The sequence below is a fragment of the Porticoccus sp. Uisw_050_02 genome (assembly GCF_047729555.1).
Classification (GTDB): Bacteria; Pseudomonadota; Gammaproteobacteria; order Pseudomonadales; family Porticoccaceae; genus Porticoccus.
In genome coordinates, this window is the sequence record NZ_CP159825.1 from 1,185,059 (window position 1) to 1,203,994 (window position 18,936).

Annotated in this window: 19 protein-coding genes; 10 read left to right on the forward strand and 9 right to left on the reverse strand. The window is 41.5% G+C overall.

Translation table 11 applies throughout. The annotated features are described in order from the left end of the window. The first annotated feature begins 23 nt into the window (after window positions 1-23). The 4 genes from ABXT41_RS05690 to ABXT41_RS05705 all read left to right on the forward strand — a co-directional run bounded on the left by ABXT41_RS05690 (window position 24) and on the right by ABXT41_RS05705 (window position 5,393). The gene (locus tag ABXT41_RS05690) at window positions 24-2,468 is read left to right on the forward strand and encodes a penicillin-binding protein 1A (protein ID WP_415390555.1); all 2,445 of its coding nucleotides are present in this window, start codon (window positions 24-26) and stop codon (window positions 2,466-2,468) included. Window positions 2,469-2,542: 74 nt separating this feature from the next. After that, a complete protein-coding gene (gene yrfG / locus ABXT41_RS05695) occupies window positions 2,543-3,202 on the forward strand; it encodes a GMP/IMP nucleotidase (RefSeq protein ID WP_415390556.1) in 660 nt (219 codons plus the stop codon). After that, window positions 3,180-3,614 carry an RNA-binding S4 domain-containing protein gene (locus tag ABXT41_RS05700; RefSeq protein ID WP_415390557.1) on the forward strand — a complete coding sequence of 145 codons (435 nt, stop codon included), beginning with the start codon at window positions 3,180-3,182 and terminating at the stop codon, window positions 3,612-3,614. Before yrfG ends, ABXT41_RS05700 begins: the two co-directional genes overlap by 23 nt. Window positions 3,615-3,833: 219 nt before the next feature. After that, complete coding sequence (locus ABXT41_RS05705) at window positions 3,834-5,393, forward strand: phosphoenolpyruvate carboxykinase (RefSeq protein WP_415390558.1); 1,560 nt, start codon at window positions 3,834-3,836, stop codon at window positions 5,391-5,393. A gap of 60 nt (window positions 5,394-5,453) precedes the next feature. Here the strand turns inward: ABXT41_RS05705 and ABXT41_RS05710 are convergent, their stop codons facing one another. The 4 genes from ABXT41_RS05710 to hemC all read right to left on the reverse strand — a co-directional run bounded on the left by ABXT41_RS05710 (window position 5,454) and on the right by hemC (window position 9,663). Next, the gene (locus tag ABXT41_RS05710) at window positions 5,454-6,650 is read right to left on the reverse strand and encodes a heme biosynthesis HemY N-terminal domain-containing protein (protein WP_415390559.1); all 1,197 of its coding nucleotides are present in this window, start codon (window positions 6,648-6,650) and stop codon (window positions 5,454-5,456) included. Next, window positions 6,650-7,798, reverse strand: coding sequence for a uroporphyrinogen-III C-methyltransferase (locus ABXT41_RS05715; protein WP_415390560.1), 1,149 nt, complete (start codon window positions 7,796-7,798; stop codon window positions 6,650-6,652). Before ABXT41_RS05715 ends, ABXT41_RS05710 begins: the two co-directional genes overlap by 1 nt. A 98-nt stretch (window positions 7,799-7,896) precedes the next feature. After that, window positions 7,897-8,703, reverse strand: coding sequence for a uroporphyrinogen-III synthase (locus tag ABXT41_RS05720; RefSeq protein ID WP_415390561.1), 807 nt, complete (start codon window positions 8,701-8,703; stop codon window positions 7,897-7,899). Next, window positions 8,704-9,663, reverse strand: a complete 960-nt coding sequence (gene hemC / locus ABXT41_RS05725) for a hydroxymethylbilane synthase (RefSeq protein ID WP_415390562.1) — start codon at window positions 9,661-9,663, stop codon at window positions 8,704-8,706. Window positions 9,664-9,910: 247 nt separating this feature from the next. Between hemC and argH the strand changes: the two genes are divergently transcribed. Then, window positions 9,911-11,308: an argininosuccinate lyase gene (argH, locus tag ABXT41_RS05730; protein ID WP_415390563.1), complete on the forward strand. Its 1,398-nt coding sequence runs from the start codon at window positions 9,911-9,913 to the stop codon at window positions 11,306-11,308. A 33-nt stretch (window positions 11,309-11,341) separates the two neighbouring features. On the opposite strand, the gene cyaY is transcribed toward argH, so the two are convergent. After that, a complete protein-coding gene (gene cyaY, locus ABXT41_RS05735) occupies window positions 11,342-11,662 on the reverse strand; it encodes an iron donor protein CyaY (RefSeq protein ID WP_415390564.1) in 321 nt (106 codons plus the stop codon). 118 nt (window positions 11,663-11,780) lie between these two features. Here cyaY and lptM point away from each other — a divergent pair, with 118 nt between their 5' ends. From lptM to xerC, 5 genes are all read left to right on the forward strand, one after another. Next, window positions 11,781-11,966, forward strand: a complete 186-nt coding sequence (gene lptM, locus ABXT41_RS05740; protein WP_415390565.1) for an LPS translocon maturation chaperone LptM — start codon at window positions 11,781-11,783, stop codon at window positions 11,964-11,966. Window positions 11,967-11,969: 3 nt separating this feature from the next. Next, window positions 11,970-13,226, forward strand: a complete 1,257-nt coding sequence (lysA, locus tag ABXT41_RS05745) for a diaminopimelate decarboxylase (RefSeq protein WP_415390566.1) — start codon at window positions 11,970-11,972, stop codon at window positions 13,224-13,226. Between the two features lie 64 nt (window positions 13,227-13,290). Then, window positions 13,291-14,121 carry a diaminopimelate epimerase gene (gene dapF, locus ABXT41_RS05750; RefSeq protein ID WP_415391463.1) on the forward strand — a complete coding sequence of 277 codons (831 nt, stop codon included), beginning with the start codon at window positions 13,291-13,293 and terminating at the stop codon, window positions 14,119-14,121. Next, window positions 14,118-14,819 carry a DUF484 family protein gene (locus ABXT41_RS05755; RefSeq protein WP_415390567.1) on the forward strand — a complete coding sequence of 234 codons (702 nt, stop codon included), beginning with the start codon at window positions 14,118-14,120 and terminating at the stop codon, window positions 14,817-14,819. The genes dapF and ABXT41_RS05755 overlap by 4 nt, the downstream gene beginning before the upstream one ends. 12 nt (window positions 14,820-14,831) lie before the next feature. Then, the gene (gene xerC, locus ABXT41_RS05760; RefSeq protein ID WP_415390568.1) at window positions 14,832-15,740 is read left to right on the forward strand and encodes a tyrosine recombinase XerC; all 909 of its coding nucleotides are present in this window, start codon (window positions 14,832-14,834) and stop codon (window positions 15,738-15,740) included. Window positions 15,741-15,764: 24 nt separating this feature from the next. Here xerC and glnK read toward each other — a convergent pair whose 3' ends face one another. From glnK to ABXT41_RS05780, 4 genes are all read right to left on the reverse strand, one after another. Next, window positions 15,765-16,103, reverse strand: a complete 339-nt coding sequence (gene glnK / locus ABXT41_RS05765; protein ID WP_415390569.1) for a P-II family nitrogen regulator — start codon at window positions 16,101-16,103, stop codon at window positions 15,765-15,767. A 217-nt stretch (window positions 16,104-16,320) separates the two neighbouring features. Then, window positions 16,321-17,568, reverse strand: coding sequence for an ammonium transporter (locus ABXT41_RS05770; protein WP_415390570.1), 1,248 nt, complete (start codon window positions 17,566-17,568; stop codon window positions 16,321-16,323). 17 nt (window positions 17,569-17,585) lie between these two features. Continuing rightward, window positions 17,586-17,924, reverse strand: coding sequence for a P-II family nitrogen regulator (locus tag ABXT41_RS05775; protein ID WP_415391464.1), 339 nt, complete (start codon window positions 17,922-17,924; stop codon window positions 17,586-17,588). Between the two features lie 64 nt (window positions 17,925-17,988). Further along, the gene (locus ABXT41_RS05780; RefSeq protein WP_415390571.1) at window positions 17,989-18,765 is read right to left on the reverse strand and encodes a TorF family putative porin; all 777 of its coding nucleotides are present in this window, start codon (window positions 18,763-18,765) and stop codon (window positions 17,989-17,991) included. Between the last annotated feature and the right edge of the window lie 171 nt (window positions 18,766-18,936).

Below are 18,936 nucleotides of genomic sequence, written 5' to 3' on the forward strand. Positions count from 1 at the left end.
CCTTGTATTATAAAGCTGGTCTTATGATGAATAAAACCCATTACAAAATTATTAGCAAGGGATGTTGGTGTTTGTTTGCAATGTTTGGTTGCATGCTTATCATAGTTAGTAGTTTATACCTGTATCTAAGTCCAAAATTGCCTTCCGTTGAAAACCTTCGTCAAATAAATCTCCAGACGCCCTTAAGGATTTACTCAGAGGATTTGCAGTTAATCGGTGAATTCGGCGAAAAACACCGTAATCCAATAGACTTTCAAGATATACCACTTTTTTACATACAGGCATTAATATCTGCAGAAGATGACCAGTTTTATAGTCATTCTGGAGTCGATATTGGAGCTTTATTGCGCGCAGCAGTAGAGCTCGTCTCTTCTGGCGGCATCAGGACTGGTGGCAGCACCATCACTATGCAAGTTGCCCGAAATTACCTTCTAACCAGAGAGCGAACATTTACCCGAAAGTTTAATGAAATCTTGCTGGCGTTCAGGATTGAAGGGGAGTTATCTAAGGATGAGATATTAACTCTTTATGCTAATAAAATTTACCAAGGAAACAGGGCTTATGGTGTAAGTGCGGCATCCCATGTTTACTATGGGCAGCCTATTCAGAAGCTGACTCTCTCTCAGCTAGCTATGCTTGCCGGGCTCCCAAAAGCTCCTTCGGCCTATAATCCTATAGTTAACCCTAAGCGAGCCCTAATAAGGCGCAACTGGATTCTACATCGTATGCATGACTTGGGTTATATTGATTTAAAAACCCTCATCTTGGCAAAAAGGGAGCCTACTAACGCAATCTATCATGGGTACAAAGTCTCGATAGATTCTCCTTATGTATCTGAAATGGTGCGAAAAAAAGTGTTTGCTATGGTCGGAAAATCTGCCTACACAGACGGGTTGCGTGTTTACACAACCATTAATAGTCATTTGCAGCAAAGTGCACAAAAATCTATTCGGAAAGGGCTGATTGCCTATGACAAGAGGCATGGGTATAGAGGCCCTGAATTCAACACTCCTAATCCAGAGCTATGGAATAACATCCTGCAGTCAACGCTCACTTACGGCGGTTTAGTCCCAGCTATAGTAAAAGAAGTTCATGACCAGCATCTCAGTGTGTTGCTTGCAGACAAGCATGAAATCTTCATTTCCTGGGAGCGTGGGCTAAAAAACCTGCGTAAATACAATACCCCTGACAGCCGGTCACGTTCAATTAAGACAGCAAGCGAACTATTTTCAACTGGCGATTTAGTAAGGGTTAGCCAACATAATGGTCGCTGGGAGCTTGCTCAGCTGCCAAAAGTTCAGGCAGCAATAGTAGCTCTAAATCCTAAAAATGGAGGAATCAAGGCACTGGTCGGTGGATTTGATTTTCGACAAAATAACTTCAATAGAGCCACCCAAGCAACGCGGCAATCGGGTTCAAGCTTTAAACCTTTTATCTATGCGATTGCCTTAGAGAATGGTTTCACTGCTGCCAGCATTGTAAATGACGCGCCATTAGTTTTTGAAGACAAGCGCCTTAAAAACTCCTGGCGGCCAGAAAATGACGGCGGAACATTTTATGGGCCAACTCGTTTACGGAAGGCTTTGTATCTTTCAAGAAATTTAGTATCCATTCGGATCCTGCAAAGTATTGGCATAAAAACTGCGATCTCAGGTTTAGGCCGATTTGGTTTTGATAGCTCCAAATTGCCCAGAAATCTCTCGCTGGCTCTTGGTAGTCACGCTACAACGCCACTAAAAATTGCAACAGGTTATGCCATGTTAGCCAACGAAGGATATCAGGTTGAGCCCCATCTAATAAATCGCATTGAGGATGCTAGTGGCAATTTACTTTATCAAGCAAACCCTTTGACTGCATGTAATGACTGTAATGAAATTTCTCAGGGGTCATCGCAAAAGCAAGCATATGTTCATGAAAAAATCAGTCCTTACGCTTTGCTAGATTTAACCCTAGAGCCTAAATTAACTTCAGCACCAAGAGTGATTGACCCTCAGACAGTATATATTATTGACTCTATACTCAGAGATGTTATTAAAATAGGCACAGGACGGCGCGCAAAAGTGCTTAATCGTTCTGATATTGCAGGAAAAACTGGTACAACCAATGGCCCAAAAGATGCGTGGTTTTCTGGCTACAATCCAGATATTGTTGCTACCGCATGGCTGGGATTTGATGATAACTTATTGCTTGGAAGGAATGAATATGGCGGGTCAGCCGCTTTGCCTATTTGGATAGATTTTATGCGGGATGCATTAGCCGAGAAGGTTGACAATAGAAGGCGGCAACCAAAAGGGTTAATCACTGTCAGAATTGACCCATACACAGGACTTAGGGTTGGGCCAGAACAAAAAAATGCGCTATTTGAAGTTTTTAAAAAGAAAAATATTCCGTCACTGGCTGAGAAAAGCACAGAGACCAATACTGTAATAAAGTATAAAAGCTCCATGAATCCAGAAGATCTATTTTAGCAACTCCGTTGAGTTTTCTGTTCTCCAGAAAAATAGACTATTGTTCACTCACAATATAATGTTAGCTAAAGAATATGCGAATTAACTGGAATAATATTGATACAGTCTTGCTTGATATGGATGGAACCCTGCTAGACCTGCATTTTGATAATTTTTTTTGGCTTAACTATCTACCTAAACGTTATGCAGAGATCCATAATATTCCTTTTAAGACAGCTAACGATCAAATACATAACCTATCTATCAAGACTACGGGTACACTGAATTGGTACTCTACAACATACTGGTCGAAAGAGCTTTCTGTGGACATCTATCGGTTAAAAAAAGAAATAAGCGGCCTAATAAAAATGCGGCCTTTTGCGCAAGAATTTCTTGAGCAACTAGGCCTGCACAAGAAAAAACGTGTGCTTGTTACGAATGCCCATCCTCAAAGCCTGGAGTTGAAAATTTCTGTTACCCAAATCAATAGTCTCCTAGATAACATCTATACGTCTCATCAATTTCACCATCCGAAAGAAAGTCAAAAATTCTGGTATGCGCTTGCCTGTCAGGAAAAATTTGACCCTGAAAAAACATTATTCATTGATGACTCTGTAAATATTTTACAGGCAGCAAGCCATTATGGGATCAAGGAACTATTGGGAATAAAAAAACCTGACAGCAGCCAAAATTCTGTCGAGATAGAGGGTTTTGCATCTATCGCCAGCTTTAATGAGATCCTTCCACTTGCTTAAAGAAAATAAAGTAGGAAAAAAAGTTCGCCTGGATAAATGGCTATGGGCTGCACGTTTTTTTAAGACGCGAGGTTTTGCAAAAGCAGCTATTCTAGGGGGAAAGATCCATATTGATGGGAAGCGTGCAAAAGCTAGCAAAGATCTGACGCTGGGAATAACTCTTAGTATCAAACAAGGGGTTGATGAAAAAATAGTGGTAGTGAAAAGTCTTTCTGCACAGAGAAGTAGTGCAACTAAAACGCTAGCAATGTATTGTGAAACACAAGAAAGCATCTTATTGAGGATCAAAAATAGCGCTGAAAGAAAAGCGTCTAATAACGGCATTTTGTTTGATGCTAAGCGACCAAACAAAAAACAACGTCGGCAGATACATAGGTTTAATGCAAATAATCAGCATGATGTAGGAAATTAAGCAAAAGAAGTAAGCTTTATGAGCTTAATATGAGTGGCTTTAATGCATAAAACCATTTTTTTTTCAAATTCACCACCAATGCTCCACTAGTGAGTATTTTTCTGGCATAATTCCCATACTTTTTTTTGCTTTGCTTCACTTTGCGATCGGTTGAAAAGATGCATGGTGTTAAATACAGTCAAAGCGTGCGACTAGAATTCCTCAACAGGACCAACACTAATGACATCAATAGAAAATTCTTCTGTTACCATATTTAAAGATTTGTGCTCTGCTGAGCTAATAGAGTTAGCTCTTAAAAATGGAGAGGGGCACCTTACAGATACTGGAGCATTTCTATCGATCACTGGCAATAGAACTGGGCGATCGCCAGCCGACCGCTTTATCGTAGAAGAACCTTCCAGCAAAAATGCCATTGGATGGGGGCCGGTCAATCGTCCCTTTAGCCAAGAAAAATTCAATGAATTATGGAGCCGTGTAGAGGATTATATAGCTCAAAAAAACCGCTATATTTCTCGTCTGCATGTAGGGCAAGATGTTAGCCACTACCTGCCTGTTGAGGTGACTACTGAGACCGCTTGGCATAATTTATTTGCTCGTAACATGTTTATTCGTCCAGAAAAATACAACCCTTCAAATAAAGAGCCTTGGAAAATCTTACATTCTGCTAACTTCACGTGTGATCCAGTTCGCGACGGGACTAATAGTGAAGCAGTGGGGATTATCAACTTCGGCCAACGAAAAGTTTTAATTGCTGGGCTTAGGTATGCAGGTGAAATGAAAAAAGCTATGTTTTCAGTGCAAAATTTCTTACTACCTGAAAAAGATGTTATGCCAATGCATTGCGCTGCAAATGTCGGACAAGCTGATGACGTATGTCTATTTTTTGGCCTCTCTGGTACAGGGAAAACAACTCTTTCTGCAGATCCTGAGCGATACCTAATTGGCGATGATGAGCATGGTTGGAGCAAGGGTGCTGTATTCAATATGGAAGGTGGCTGTTACGCCAAAACAATTAATCTTAGCAAAAAAAATGAGCCTGTCATTTGGGATGCTATTCGCTTTGGCGCCATAGTAGAAAATATTGCAGTAACCAAGCATCGGACTGCCGACTATGATGACACGTCAATCTCTGAAAATGGTCGCTGCAGCTACCCGCTAGAGCACGTAGATTTACGCAGCAAGGACAACAGAGCCGGCGAACCCAAGAATGTTATCTTTTTAACGTGTGATGTCTCAGGTGTATTACCTCCGGTATCAATACTATCAAAAGAAGCTGCTGCTTATCACTTTCTTAGCGGATATACTGCACGTGTAGGTTCGACTGAAATGGGTGGAGAAAAAGGGATTCAGCTTACTTTCTCGACCTGCTTTGGTGCACCATTTATGCCTAGGCCTGCTAAGGTTTATGCAGAATTGCTAATGAAGCAGATAGAGAACTTTGGGAGCAAGGTATACCTAGTGAACACTGGCTGGACTGGGGGCTCTGGAGCATCTGATGGTGCTGGATCGCGCTTTCCGATTCCAGTGACCCGAAGCATTGTCGCCGCAATACAAAGTGGTGCTTTAGAAAGTTCTGATACCGTCAAATTACCAGTACTAAATTTAGAAATACCAACGAGTGTTCCGGGGGTTAGCAGTAATCTTCTTAATCCTCGAGACACCTGGGTCAACAAAGAGGCCTACGATGCGCAGGCACTTAAATTAGCCAAGCTATTTATTGACAATATTCAAAAATACAACGTATCTCGAAAAATTATTAAAGCGGGTCCGCAGATATAAATTATTAAATTTTTAGAGTGTTCTTGGTGATATAAAAGAGTGTCCATGCAGGTCGCTCTTTTATTCGTTTCGAGCACCTAGGGATAACCCTTTTTGGTAGCACTTTAAACTTTCTTCATGCTTGCAAAAATGCTCCATAATTCTTGCCAGATCTACATAAGCTTGAGATTGCGGCTTAATGGCTATTGAGCTCTCCAGATAATCCCGAGCCTTTCCCCATAACTGACATCTCCAGCTAAGACGGCCGAGAGTGAGCATTAGTTCAGCGCTATCTGGGTTACTGAAAAGCCAAGACTCAGCAAAGATCAATTGCTTCCGAGCATCCTCCCCCTCAACAACCCCATAGAGTTTAACCAAACGATCATCCCAGCACGTCTTCAAAAAAGCACGAAGCAATACTTCAGCATGAGAGCTCTCGTCGAGCTCATGCAAGCCAGCAGCATATTCTAGCAAGACTCTTTTTTCTTTTCTTAAATTTTTGGGAATTTTATGCCAAAAATTAATCAGATCTTCGCTCATACTAGCTTTCTGTGTAGAAATAGCAGTTAGCGAATAGGCATACACATCTCCTTCGATCTCCTGAAGCTCAATTTTACTAAATACTTTATAGCGGCTAAGTTCTGCTAATAATCTTCTTAAACTCTCCCAATCTTTCAAGCCTCTATAGGCCAAATAAAGCAAACGCAGGACAATGGGATGAGATGGAAATTTAACATAGAAGGGCTGAAGAATAGCTAATGCTTCTGCGTAAAGTTGCTCCCGCACACACATTTTTGCTCTAGCTAAGCCAGTAATTAAGTTATTGCCAGGGATTGACTTTTCGACATAACTCAGTAATTTATTAGCCCCCTTCTGATCTCCATCCTCATACGCTGCAATTGCTGCAACCAAGTAACTCAATAAAGGCAAGGTAGAGTTTTTCGCAGATTTCTCTAGAATTTTTCTAGCACTACCCCAGCGACCTTCGAAATACTGAAGCAGGCCCTGATTAACTAATAGCTGGTTGCTTCTTATCTTTAAAGCAGCGCGCTCTTTAAAATATTTCTGGCCAGGCTCCATAATTAATCTAATCAAATTTTTTAACACCACAAAAAATACCGACAATATGCCTATGATTAGAAAAAAAGCCCAAAGCGTCATATCAATGGAGTAATTTCCATAGGCAATCAAAATATAGCCTCTATTCTGCGTCATTTGCCATGCGAGCATACCGCCAAGTAGAGTAACAATAATAACTATCAAGAGCGCCTTTCTCACTATTGAGACTCCACAGCGGCTGATTTTGGTTGCCCAGAAAATAACTGGCCATCTATATAATCCTTTAATATTTTTAATTCTGGGGAGATGTCAGGAAATTTTTGGATTATATTTTCCCCCTCAAGTCGAGACAGTTGTTCTAGATATGGCAAAGCCAATTGATTCAACTTAGCGTACTGGCTGAGCTGCTTGCTCGCTTTTTGCAAACTTTCCCTATAAATCGTTTCCTCCTCACGCAATAAGGCTACCTGGGCGTGCTCCAACAAAATAGCCAAACTGTACCTGAGGTAACGACTTTCGTCTGCCGACGGCATTGGAGAGAGAGGAACATCCAATTCTTGAATACGCACTAAGCCTGCCAGGCTAGCAAGTGCTGAATCAAAGCTATAAATAAGCATCTCTTGCCATCCTTCAGGTGCTGATGTAGTACTAATATTTATGGTACTGGCTTGCGTTACTTCTATAGGGTAATTAATCATAGGTAACTCAACCAGTTGGTCTGATAGCGCACCTAACTGGGTATATAAGCCCTCTCTATCTATTGTCGGAAATGAACGTAGTTTGGCAATGCTTTTAGCGATAGCTTCTCGAACTTCTGTCAGACCCAAGCTTTCCAAATCCCTTAAGACAAGATCTGCTGAAACTAGCAATTCAACTGCATTTTTCGAATTTTTTTCAGTGTCCAAGCGATGTCTGGCAAGTCGGGTTAAATACTCAGCTTCTGTTAATAATCCCATGTATCTTGGCGCGAAAGACGTCTCATTCAAGCGGCGAGCGTAGGCAGCGACCTGTGACTCTATATCTTCAAGAGCACTGGTAAACCTGATACTTTTTTCTTGATACTTGCGCTGCTCATCTTTAATTTCGCCTCTCAGACCTTTAATATAGATTTGATTATTTTTTAAGGTGGTCTGAATTTCTGCCTGCTGCTGTTGGAGCTGATAGATGAACCACCCTCCTACACTAAGAACTGAAAGAAATAAAAGGAGACACGCTATAAAAAATATCCACAGGCGCCACTTTCGGATCGAAACTCTTTTACCTGAAGGGAAATTTTTCGGCTGAGGTTTAATAGTCGACTTATCAGCCACTTCAGATTGACCAGAAGAGGTCTGTGTATTACTTGGTGTATTATCTTTATTATCCAATTAACTAGTCCCCACATATTTGATATGGCTGCTCGATTCACTTGCGCCAGAAGTTAGGCGTGACAGTAAAATAACAACTACATGCACCATCTTAATCCTTAACGCTGATTGCTGCACCATCCACTTAAAACCGAAATTATGTCTTCAGCAAGGGCGGAAGGAGCGCAAATTATATACTGGAACCCCATATTTTTTGCTAGCAAAGAAACTCTTTCACTTGGGACCAATAAAGGCAGCTTTTTTAGCTTATTCAGCCCTTCTCCTGGAATTTGAGATACAAGATGAGCTAATAATTCACCGCTATGAATAATGACGACACCCAATTTATTAGAGTAGAGCAGATCATTGATATTTCGAGTATAGTCTGTTGATATCTTTCGATGATATAGCTCACATTGGCTAACAACAGCACCACGAGAACGCAGCTGATCAGGCAACAATTGGCGTCCGCCAACACCAGAAAAAATTAATATTTTTTCACCAGCCAGTCTTTGCAGTGAAGTCAGTCCTAGCAACCCCTCGCTGCTAAATTCGCACTCTGGAAGCTCTGCATCAACATTATACTTTTTCAGTTCAGTTGCAGTAGTTTTGCCAACGGCATAGTATCGGGGGCCAACAGGTAAAACCTGAGGCATCAAATCGCTATTACGTTTCAACCAATCAACAACGAAAAATGTAGCGGCGCGACTCACAAAAATTGCTCGATCATACAAAAAAAGATTAAGTATGTAATGACTGATGAGGTCTTGATTCAAAGAGCTTTCTAGGGGGGTTATCTTCATAACAGGAAAATGATGGAGCAAGGCACCCTCTGCGATTAACTTGGCTGAAAGTATCTCGTCGCCATGCCCATCAGGCTGAATAGGCCTTACAAGCAATGCCTGCAATCCCTTTAAATGTTCCACCTACCAGTTATCTCCATAAACTTTTTTCAAAATATCTTCAGCCCCTTGGGCCAGCAATTTTTTGGCTAAATCTAAACCTAGTGCCTCTGCGTCTTTAGCTACACCTCTAACATCATTGCGAACAACCTGGCTTCCATCGGGGGACCCCACTAATCCTCGCAGCCAAATCTGGTCAGAATCCAAGCCTGTCAGGACTGCATATGCAGCAATAGGGGTTTGGCATCCGCCACGAAGATGGCGATTCATTGCCCTTTCAGCCATGATGCATTGGGCTGAAGGTAAATGGTGCAATTGGCACAGTAGCGCCCCTATCCTCTCATCATCGAGCCTAGACTCAATAGCAATGGTGCCTTGCCCTCCTGCTGGTAAAGATTTTTCTGGCGCTATACGCTGACTGATGCGTTCTGATAAACCTAATCTCACCAATCCTGCTGTAGCGAGAATAATCGCGTCGTACTCTCCGTTATCAAGCTTGCTCAGGCGGGTATTAACATTTCCTCTCAGTTCTTGAATATTAAGCCCTGGGAGGCGCTCCAAGAGCTGAGTCTTTCTGCGCAAGCTGGATGTTCCAACGCGGCTTCCTTTTGGCAAATCTTCTAAAGACACATAATGATTGGACACAAAAGCATCTGTTGGGTCTTCGCGCTCACAGATAGTTTGCAGTCCAAGGCCTAAAGGAAACTCCATTGGAACATCCTTCATAGAATGCACTGCAATATCAGCAAGCCCCTCAAGAAGCGCAACCTCAAGCTCCTTCACAAATAAACCTTTCCCTCCAATTTTTGATAGGGTTGTGTCAAGAATTTTGTCGCCACGAGTGGTAATGCCAACCAACTCAACCGAAAGATTAGGATGAATGCACTGTAGTTGAGATTTGATGTGATTGGACTGCCAAAGCGCCAAGGGGCTTTGTCGAGTTGCAATACGAACCATGGCAGTATCAGGTAGTGATGAAATCATGAGATATGGCAACCAAAACTATAAATAGAAAATTATATCAGATTGACCTAATAGCAGACATGTCTATCCAAAACTTAGCCAAAAAAAGCATCTCGGCCATAAGATTTTCTTATAACGGCCAATCAATTTGGGTCCATAAAGCTAAATATAATAGCTTTGTTTGCACACAGAAACTCTTGCTTTGCTATAATCAAAAAAAGAGTATATAAAAATAACCGTCAGCAATCACAGAAGAGCCCGTTTATCCATGAGCAATAAAAAAGATACAAATCAGGCCTGGGGTGGTCGTTTCAACGAAGCAACGGACGACTTTGTAGCCAAATTTACTGCGTCCGTTGAATTTGACCAAAAACTTGCCCTTCATGATATACAAGGGTCCCTCGCTCATGCGGAAATGCTAACCAGTATAGATCTCTTGTCGCCAGAGGAGTTAGCAGCCATCAAGAAAGGTTTCAGTGACATACGAATGGAAATCGAAGCAGGAACATTCGAATGGCATCTGGCCTTAGAAGATGTCCATATGAATCTAGAGGCTGCTCTTACAGAAAAAATTGGTGGTATTGGGAAAAAATTACATACTGGCAGGTCAAGAAATGATCAGGTTGCCACTGATCTTCGGCTTTGGCTGCGTGATGAAATAGACCTTATCAGCAAAGAACTAAGTCGCCTCCAGCGCGCCCTAGTAGATCTAGCTGAAAAAGAATCGGCAACTATTATGCCTGGATTTACACATCTTCAAACCGCACAACCTATTACTTTTGGGCATCACCTCATGGCATGGTTTGAAATGCTTGACAGAGACCATGGTCGCCTCATAGATTGCCGAAGACGAACCAATCATTCTCCATTAGGGGCGGCAGCTTTAGCAGGAACAACATATCCTATAAATCGTAAAATGACGGCTACATTGTTAGGCTTTGATGAACCAATGAATAACTCACTAGATGCTGTAAGTGATCGTGATTTTGCTATTGAATTCTGCTCATTTGCTAGCATATTAATGACTCACCTTTCTCGCGTGTCAGAAGAATTGATACTGTGGAATTCTGCACAATTTAACTTCATAGATCTTCCGGACCGCTTTTGCACTGGCTCATCTATTATGCCGCAGAAAAAAAACCCTGATGTTCCGGAACTAGTGAGAGGAAAAACTGGGAGAGTGAATGGCAACCTGATAGCTTTGTTGACTCTCATGAAATCACAACCATTGGCTTACAATAAAGATAATCAAGAAGATAAAGAGCCATTGTTTGATACCGTCGCGACGGTCAAAGATTGTTTGCGAGCACTTGCTAACATGGTGCCTGCCATTAAGTCCAACCAAAAATCTATGACTGAGTCTGCTCGACGCGGATTTGCCACAGCCACAGATCTGGCCGACTACTTAGTAAGAAAAAATATAGCTTTTCGAGATTCTCATGAAATAGTTGGAAAAGCTGTTGCATATGGGCTTTCAATAAACAAGGATCTATCAGAAATGTCCCTAAGTGAGCTTCAACAGTTCTCTACTGTAATTGAAGCCGATGTGTTTAACGTGCTTACACTCGAAGGCTCTGTTGCTGCCAGAAATCATATTGGTGGCACAGCGCCAAAACAAGTGAGACTGGCAACAAAAGCAGCAAGAAAGAAAATGGGTGCAATCTAAAATACCTCTGATTAAAATAAATACTGGACATCACTAAATATCAAACACTATTTCTCCACCATGCTGTTCAAAACAAACACGATGCAGCAATAGACCCAAAGTTTCGCTAGTTGTCGTGCAAATCCAAGAGCCACTAACATGGTTGCAGTAATAACCACCCGACTTTGCAGCTATCCAAATTTGAGCTTGAGTAGGCTGTCTAGAAACAATCACTTTAGACCCATTGATTTCAATAGTAAGAGTTAAAACTCCAGCTGAAGTTTCGTAATCTATATCCTCAGGACTGCTGTCAACAGCCTCCTCAATGGCTAGCATTATCTCGTCGCAATGATTGTTAAATTCCATTTCATTCATGTTTATAGGCCATTTTTAATATATTTATCAATTGTCAGCGGTATATCCGATTGAGTGTAGTAGGCATCAGCCGGTATACTCAAGAATAACTTAATAAAAAAAATACAGGTTTCTCTATATGCAGCGCTATTTTGTATCGATATTATTAACATTAGTGGCCACTATGTGTCTGACTGGTTGTGGCATTAAAGGTCCATTATACCTTCCCTCGGAACCCATCCAAGTAATCATATCTAATTCAGAGGACCCTGCAGAAAAGGCAAGGACCAAAGGGTTGGAAGACACTGAAAAAAACGGCAACTAATCTATGGCACATTTCTATTACAATCATGGCGAAATGTTTGCTGAAAATGTAGCCTTGGAAACAATTGCTGAGAACTACGGTACTCCAACCTACGTTTACAGTCGTTCGGCTTTAACAGAACATTTTTTAGCTTATCAAGTAGCTCTGGCTAACCGGTCCCATCTAATTTGCTATGCTGTAAAAGCCAACTCCAATATCGCAGTTCTTAACGTCCTGGCACAACTCGGAGCAGGCTTCGATATTGTCTCAGGGGGTGAGCTGGAACGTGTTATAGCTGCAGGCGGTGACCCCAAAAAAATAATTTTTTCTGGGGTTGGCAAGAAGCCTAGTGAAATGGAAAAGGCGCTAGCCATAGATATACATTGTTTTAATGTCGAATCTGAAGCTGAGCTCGATGTACTTAATGCTGTTGCAAGAGCATGCGGAAAAATAGCTCCGATTTCTTTGCGAGTAAATCCAGATGTGGATGCTAACACTCATCCATATATTTCGACCGGGCTGCGTGAAAATAAATTTGGTATAGATATACATGAAGCATTAGAGGTCTATTTAAAAGCAGCACAAATGGAATCTCTGAACATTATTGGTGTGGACTGCCATATAGGCTCACAATTGACAGAAACAGAACCTTTCATAGATGCTCTAAGTCGAGTACTAACACTAGTAGACAGGCTGCAAGATCATGGGGTCAATCTAAAGCATTTAGACCTAGGAGGCGGACTTGGCGTTTGCTATAAAGATGAAATTCCCCCTCGCACTGATGATTATATCAAAGAAATACTCCTCCATTTGGATAAAAGAGACCTAACCCTAATATTAGAACCAGGTAGATCTATTACTGCAAATGCAGGCATACTACTAACTACTGTTGAATACCTAAAGCCAGGGCAAGAAAAGAATTTCGCCATTGTTGATGCAGCAATGAACGATATGATTCGACCAGCCCTTTACCAAGCCTGGCTAGCCATTGATCCTGTAACCCCTAGAGTGGGGATTGCAAGAAAATGGGACGTCGTAGGTCCCATCTGCGAGACTGGTGATTTTATAGGCAAGGATAGAACACTGACAATAGCGCAAGGAGATTTACTCTGCATTAAATCTGCAGGAGCCTATGGCTTTTCTATGAGCTCAAATTACAATAGTAGAGGCAAGGCAGCAGAAATAATGGTCGATGGTGACAACATCCATGAAATTAGACAGAGAGAGAATTTTAAGGACCTAATGCGTGGGGAATCATTAATATCCGATCATAAAGAATAAGCCTGATGCAAACCGATAAAAATGAAAAGATGTGAAGTGGAACAAACATAATGCCGGACTAAATATGTTGCTTAAATTTACAAAAATGCACGGCCTTGGTAATGATTTTGTGGTAATTGATGCTATATCTCAACACATAACCATCACACCAGAAATAGCTAAAAAATTAGGTGACAGGCATTTTGGTGTAGGTTGTGACCAAATTCTGGTGGTAGAGCCTCCAAGCCAACCAAATATAGATTTTCGTTATCGCATCTTCAATAATGATGGCACAGAAGTAGGGCAGTGTGGTAATGGCGCACGCTGCTTTGCCAAATTTGTTCACGGGCGAAAACTCACAGGGAAAAATAACATTCTGGTTGAAACCGCAAGTGGTGTCATCGAGCTAAAACTACAAAGCGACCAGACGGTAGAGGTGAACATGGGCTTACCTTTACTTGACCCCAAGGATATCCCTTTCATAGCTGAGCAGCACAAAATCCTTTATGAGATTTCTACTGAAAACTTAAAGTTATTAATCAGTGCTGTCTCCATAGGCAACCCCCATGCTGTGTTAAGGGTCGATGATGTCTGCTCGGCCTCAGTGCAATCCTTGGGTCATACTATTGGCAACCATAGTCTATTCCCAAAGCAAGCGAATGTAGGATTCATGCAGGTAGTCAATTCTCATGAAATTAACTTGAGAGTTTATGAGCGAGGAGTGGGAGAAACTTTGGCTTGCGGGTCTGGAGCATGTGCAGCAGTTGTAGCAGGTCAGCTACAAGGCCTGTTGGAATCTCCTGTCACAGTAAACCTAACCGGTGGCAGCCTGACTATTGAATGGCTGGGTGATGGCCATCCAGTCATTATGACTGGTCCAGCAAGCTCGGTGTACCAAGGGCAGATAAACGTATGACCAAATCTTCCGATAAACCGAAAAATAATAGAATTCCAAGTCCTGCGATAATCAAAGATTATCTCCAAGCTAATCCAACTTTCTTTGATGATAACCCAGATATATTAGAGCTTATCTCTCTCCCACACAAAAATGGAGGAGCAATTTCACTCATTGAACGCCAGATTTCTCTATTAAGAAAGCGCGACCTTGAGCTATCAAACCATATTTCTGGTTTGTTGGGCAGAGCTCAAGATAATGAACAGTTATTTAAAAAAACCTCGCGATTAATAGTCTCACTTATTGTTGCTACTAACTTAACTGCGGTTATTGATGCTCTATCTAAAAGTCTTAGCACTGATTTTCAAGTTGAATTTCATCAACTTGTCTTATTTGGCGAGTACAGCTTAACGCCAACCCCTCATGCAAGAATTATTGCCATGAAAGCGGCAAAACTTCAGATAGGCTCTTTGATAGAGAGAAAAGCGCCTCTTTCTGGGATATTAACCAATAAGGAGCTTCATTTTATTTTTGAGGGCAGAAGCAAAGAAATACAATCTACAGCCACAGTAATCCTCTCCAATGGACCAGTGTTTGGAATCCTTGCGATCGGGAATTCTGACCCAAACTATTACAATAACGCTATAGATACCTTATTTTTTAGCCAAATAGCTGAAGTTCTGAGTCAGCTCATTCCTGTTATGTTAAACAAACCTTAGTCATCCTAAACAATGAATCTCTCTCTGAACCAGCGGATCAAAGAATTCGAACAACATCTCCGAACAGAGCGCCGCTTATCGCCTCATACTACCAGTAATTACTCACGCGACCTCAAAAAACTTACCTTTTGGTGCTCCAAGAAATCTCTGATAGAGCCCGAACAGCTAGATAGCCAAAATATAAGAGAATGCCTAATGACTTTACACAGAGAGGGTCTGGGTGGTCGAAGCATTCAAAGATGGTTATCCTCACTTCGTACGTTTTTTAACTATGGGCTAAAAAATCAATGGATTTCATTTAATCCTGCAGATGGGATTGTTGCGCCGAAGTCGCCAAAAAAATTACCAAAAACTTTAGATGTAGACCAGGTAAATCAATTTTTATCGCTTAGTGCGACCAGCTGGATCGACTATAGAGATCACGCCATAATTGAATTGCTATACTCTTCAGGATTAAGGCTCGCCGAGCTGGCGGACCTGAACCTCACAGATATCGACTTAAAGGAAGCAACTATTACCGTAACCGGCAAAGGAAGAAAAACTCGGCAACTACCTGTTGGCAGTCAAGCCTTGAAAGCAGTAAAATACTGGCTAAAACACCGTCAAGAGTTAAAATCAACCGGCCTGCAGGCGATGTTTCTCAGCTTACAGGGGAGACGTCTTTCCCCAAGAAGCATTCAAGATAGGCTGAAAAAAATTAGTGTGCGGCAAGGAATGCAAGGAAAAGTTCATCCGCATATGCTGCGTCACTCGTTTGCCAGTCACTTGCTTGAGTCAAGTGGTGACTTGCGCGCAGTGCAAGAACTATTGGGCCACCAAAATATATCGACAACTCAGGTCTATACTCATCTAGACTTCCAGCATCTTGCAAAGGTCTATGATAAAGCCCATCCGAGGGCTGGAAGAAAGAAGAGTAGCTAAATCTTTAAAAATAAAACTCTTCTTTTATATCGCCTCGCTACCAGTTTCACCTGTCCGAATACGGATCACCTGCTCAAGCGAAGTAACAAATATTTTCCCATCACCTATTTTTCCTGTATGAGCTGACTTAGAAATAGATTCGATGACAGAGTCTACTTGATCATCATCTACGGCAATTTCTAGTTTCATCTTGGGCAAGAAATCAACTATATACTCTGCGCCTCGATAAAGTTCTGTATGGCCCTTCTGGCGACCGAATCCCTTAACTTCAGAGACCGTTATACCCTGTACCCCAAGATCAGCAAGCGCTTGACGCACATCATCTAATTTAAAAGGTTTAACAACTGCGGTAATAAGCTTCATATGGCCATCCTAGTAATCTTGGTGTGGTTTTTACGTACATAATAAAAAGATACTTTTTTCATTAAAACGTTGCACTCTCGATTCACGTAATTTTTTAAACGATCTAAACTAACTAAATACTGTCATATAACCCTAGTTTATTGCAAATAAAAAAAGAGAAGATGCATAACATCTCCCCCTTTCTGTTTTTAACTACTTAAAGTGCGTAGCTAAAAATTTACTTCACAAATTCTGGATAAGCTGCTAAGCCACACTCACTTGCATCTATACCATCAACTTCTTCCTGTTCAGTTACACGTATACCGATTACTGCCTTGATAATGACCCAAACGATAAGGCTTGTAACAAAAGTCCAAGCAAAAATGACAACTATGCCGGTCAACTGACCCATTAGCGTAGCGCTATCATTGGCGGACAAACAGACTGCTAAAAGACCCCAGATACCCACCACACCATGGACAGAGATGGCTCCGACAGGATCGTCAATTTTGATTTTATCCATGAATAGCACTGAGAACACAACGATGATTCCACCGATAGCACCAATAAGTGTTGCATAACCAGCAGTCCAAGCGAGTGGTTCTGCTGTGATCGAAACCAGACCAGCTAAAGCACCGTTAATAGCCATCGTTAGATCTGCCTTACCAAACAATAATTGGGAGGCAATCAGAGCAGCTATTAATCCACCAGCAGCAGCAGCATTAGTGTTTACAAAGATATCAGCTACAGCATTAGCTTCACCGATATCAGAAACTTTTAGCTCCGATCCACCGTTGAAACCAAACCAGCCCATCCATAAGATAAACATACCAATAGCAGCTAAGGGTAAATTAGATCCGGGGATAGCGTTTACTTTACCATCTGACGTGTATTTTCCTTTACGTGCCCCAAGCAGCATGACGCCAGCAATAGCAGCTGTTGCGCCACAAAGATGCACTACTCCGGAACCTGCAAAATCTTGAAAACCGGCTGCATCAAGAAATCCGCCACCCCATTTCCACATACCTTGCATTGGATAAATAAACCCAGTCAACACTACAGCGAACAACAAAAATGACCAAAGCTTCATGCGCTCAGCAACAGCACCCGAGACGATCGACATTGCAGTTGCAACAAAAACCACCTGGAAGAAGAAGTCTGACGCACCAGAATAGTAAATGTCACCATTGCTAGCTAATACTTCTTCAGCTGTAGAGTTTGAAATGATATTTCCAAACCAGACATCCGGAAGATATCCGCCTGCACTTCCGCCATACATGATTGCATAGCCCATCACTAAATACATAACACATGAAATAGAATACAGCGCTATGTTTTTGGTTAAGATTTCAGTAGTGCTTTTAGCACGAACCAAACCAGCTTCTAGCATAGTAAAGCCCGCAGCCATCCACATAACTAACGCACCGCATATTAGGAAGTAGAATGTATCCAGCGCATATTTTACTTCAATTAATTCAGGACTCATTTTATCTCTCCTGTTAGTTAAAGTGCTTCCGCACCAGTTTCACCAGTACGGATACGTATTGCCTGTTCTATACTGGTAATAAATATTTTTCCATCGCCAATTTTTCCGGTATGAGATGCAGTAGTAATAGCTTCCACTGCCCCATCCACCATCTCATCAGAAACAGCCACTTCGATTTTCACCTTCGGCAAAAAATCAACAACATATTCAGCACCGCGATAAAGCTCTGTATGGCCTTTTTGACGACCAAAGCCCTTCACTTCAGATACTGTAACCCCTTGTGCGCCTAGGGCAGACAGCGCCTCTCGCACATCGTCTAGCTTGAAGGGTTTAACAATTGCTGTAATCATCTTCATCATATTTCTCCTTCATTAAGAAAGATGGCGTTTTCTGTAACCACAGAAAACGCCATTCGTTTAATTACATGCTTTTGCTCACTGAAAAGATTGCTGAGCTATCACACCAATCACTACCCCAACATTCCTTGGAGCCAATATCTGTATCAACGAAGCTAAGCGCGAAGTCTAGACCAAACATAGATTTACCGATTGTGACAGAAAAGTCTGTATAGCTATCTTCCCCGTCACCCAAAAATGCTTCCATTGAATCAGAAAGGTCAGAGTCATCACTAGCAGTTTCGAAGTCATTGAATCCCACGTGAAGATCTAAGCTGAAATCTGACGGAAGGCTATAGCTATAATCAACATAGACATAATTAAACTCACCTGTTTCTTGCCAGTAGTCGTCAGAGTAAGCGTAGCCTAAGGTAAAATCTTTATATCCAAGACTTCCGTATATTTCTACATAATCAAGGTCACGATCTTTGTTATAGGTGCCAGAAGAAAAATTTGTAGGACTAGAGCCTGGATAATCATAGTAGATGACACCCACGTCATAAGAAATTTCTTCTGTGAGATTGCCGCCATAACCACCGTAGTAGTCTAGTTCCATCTCAGGATCTGCATTTCCAGCTAGCTCAAAATTAACTGTTGAAGCCCAGGTACCTAAATAAAGGCCATTATCAAAAGCAAGGTCAAATCCGCCCTGTAATGCTGGTCCTGTATCATTTTGCGAAATGCCGCGAAATTTATAGTCAGTAGCTAGTGTGACATTTGCCGATGTCTCATAAGCTTGTGCTGCCATTGGCACAGCTAACGCTAACGCGGTTAAAGTAAGTGTTTTTTTGAATAGTTTCATGCTTTATTTCCCCAATTAAAGTTTTTGTTAGTAATTTACTGAATGGTACATAATGAATAATGCATATAACGTGCCAACTTTTTAAAACATAGGAAAAATAAGTAAAAATCAAGGAGCTCGCCAGTCAATTGCACTAAATTAGGGCGCTATTAGGTAGCCTAATAAGAAAAT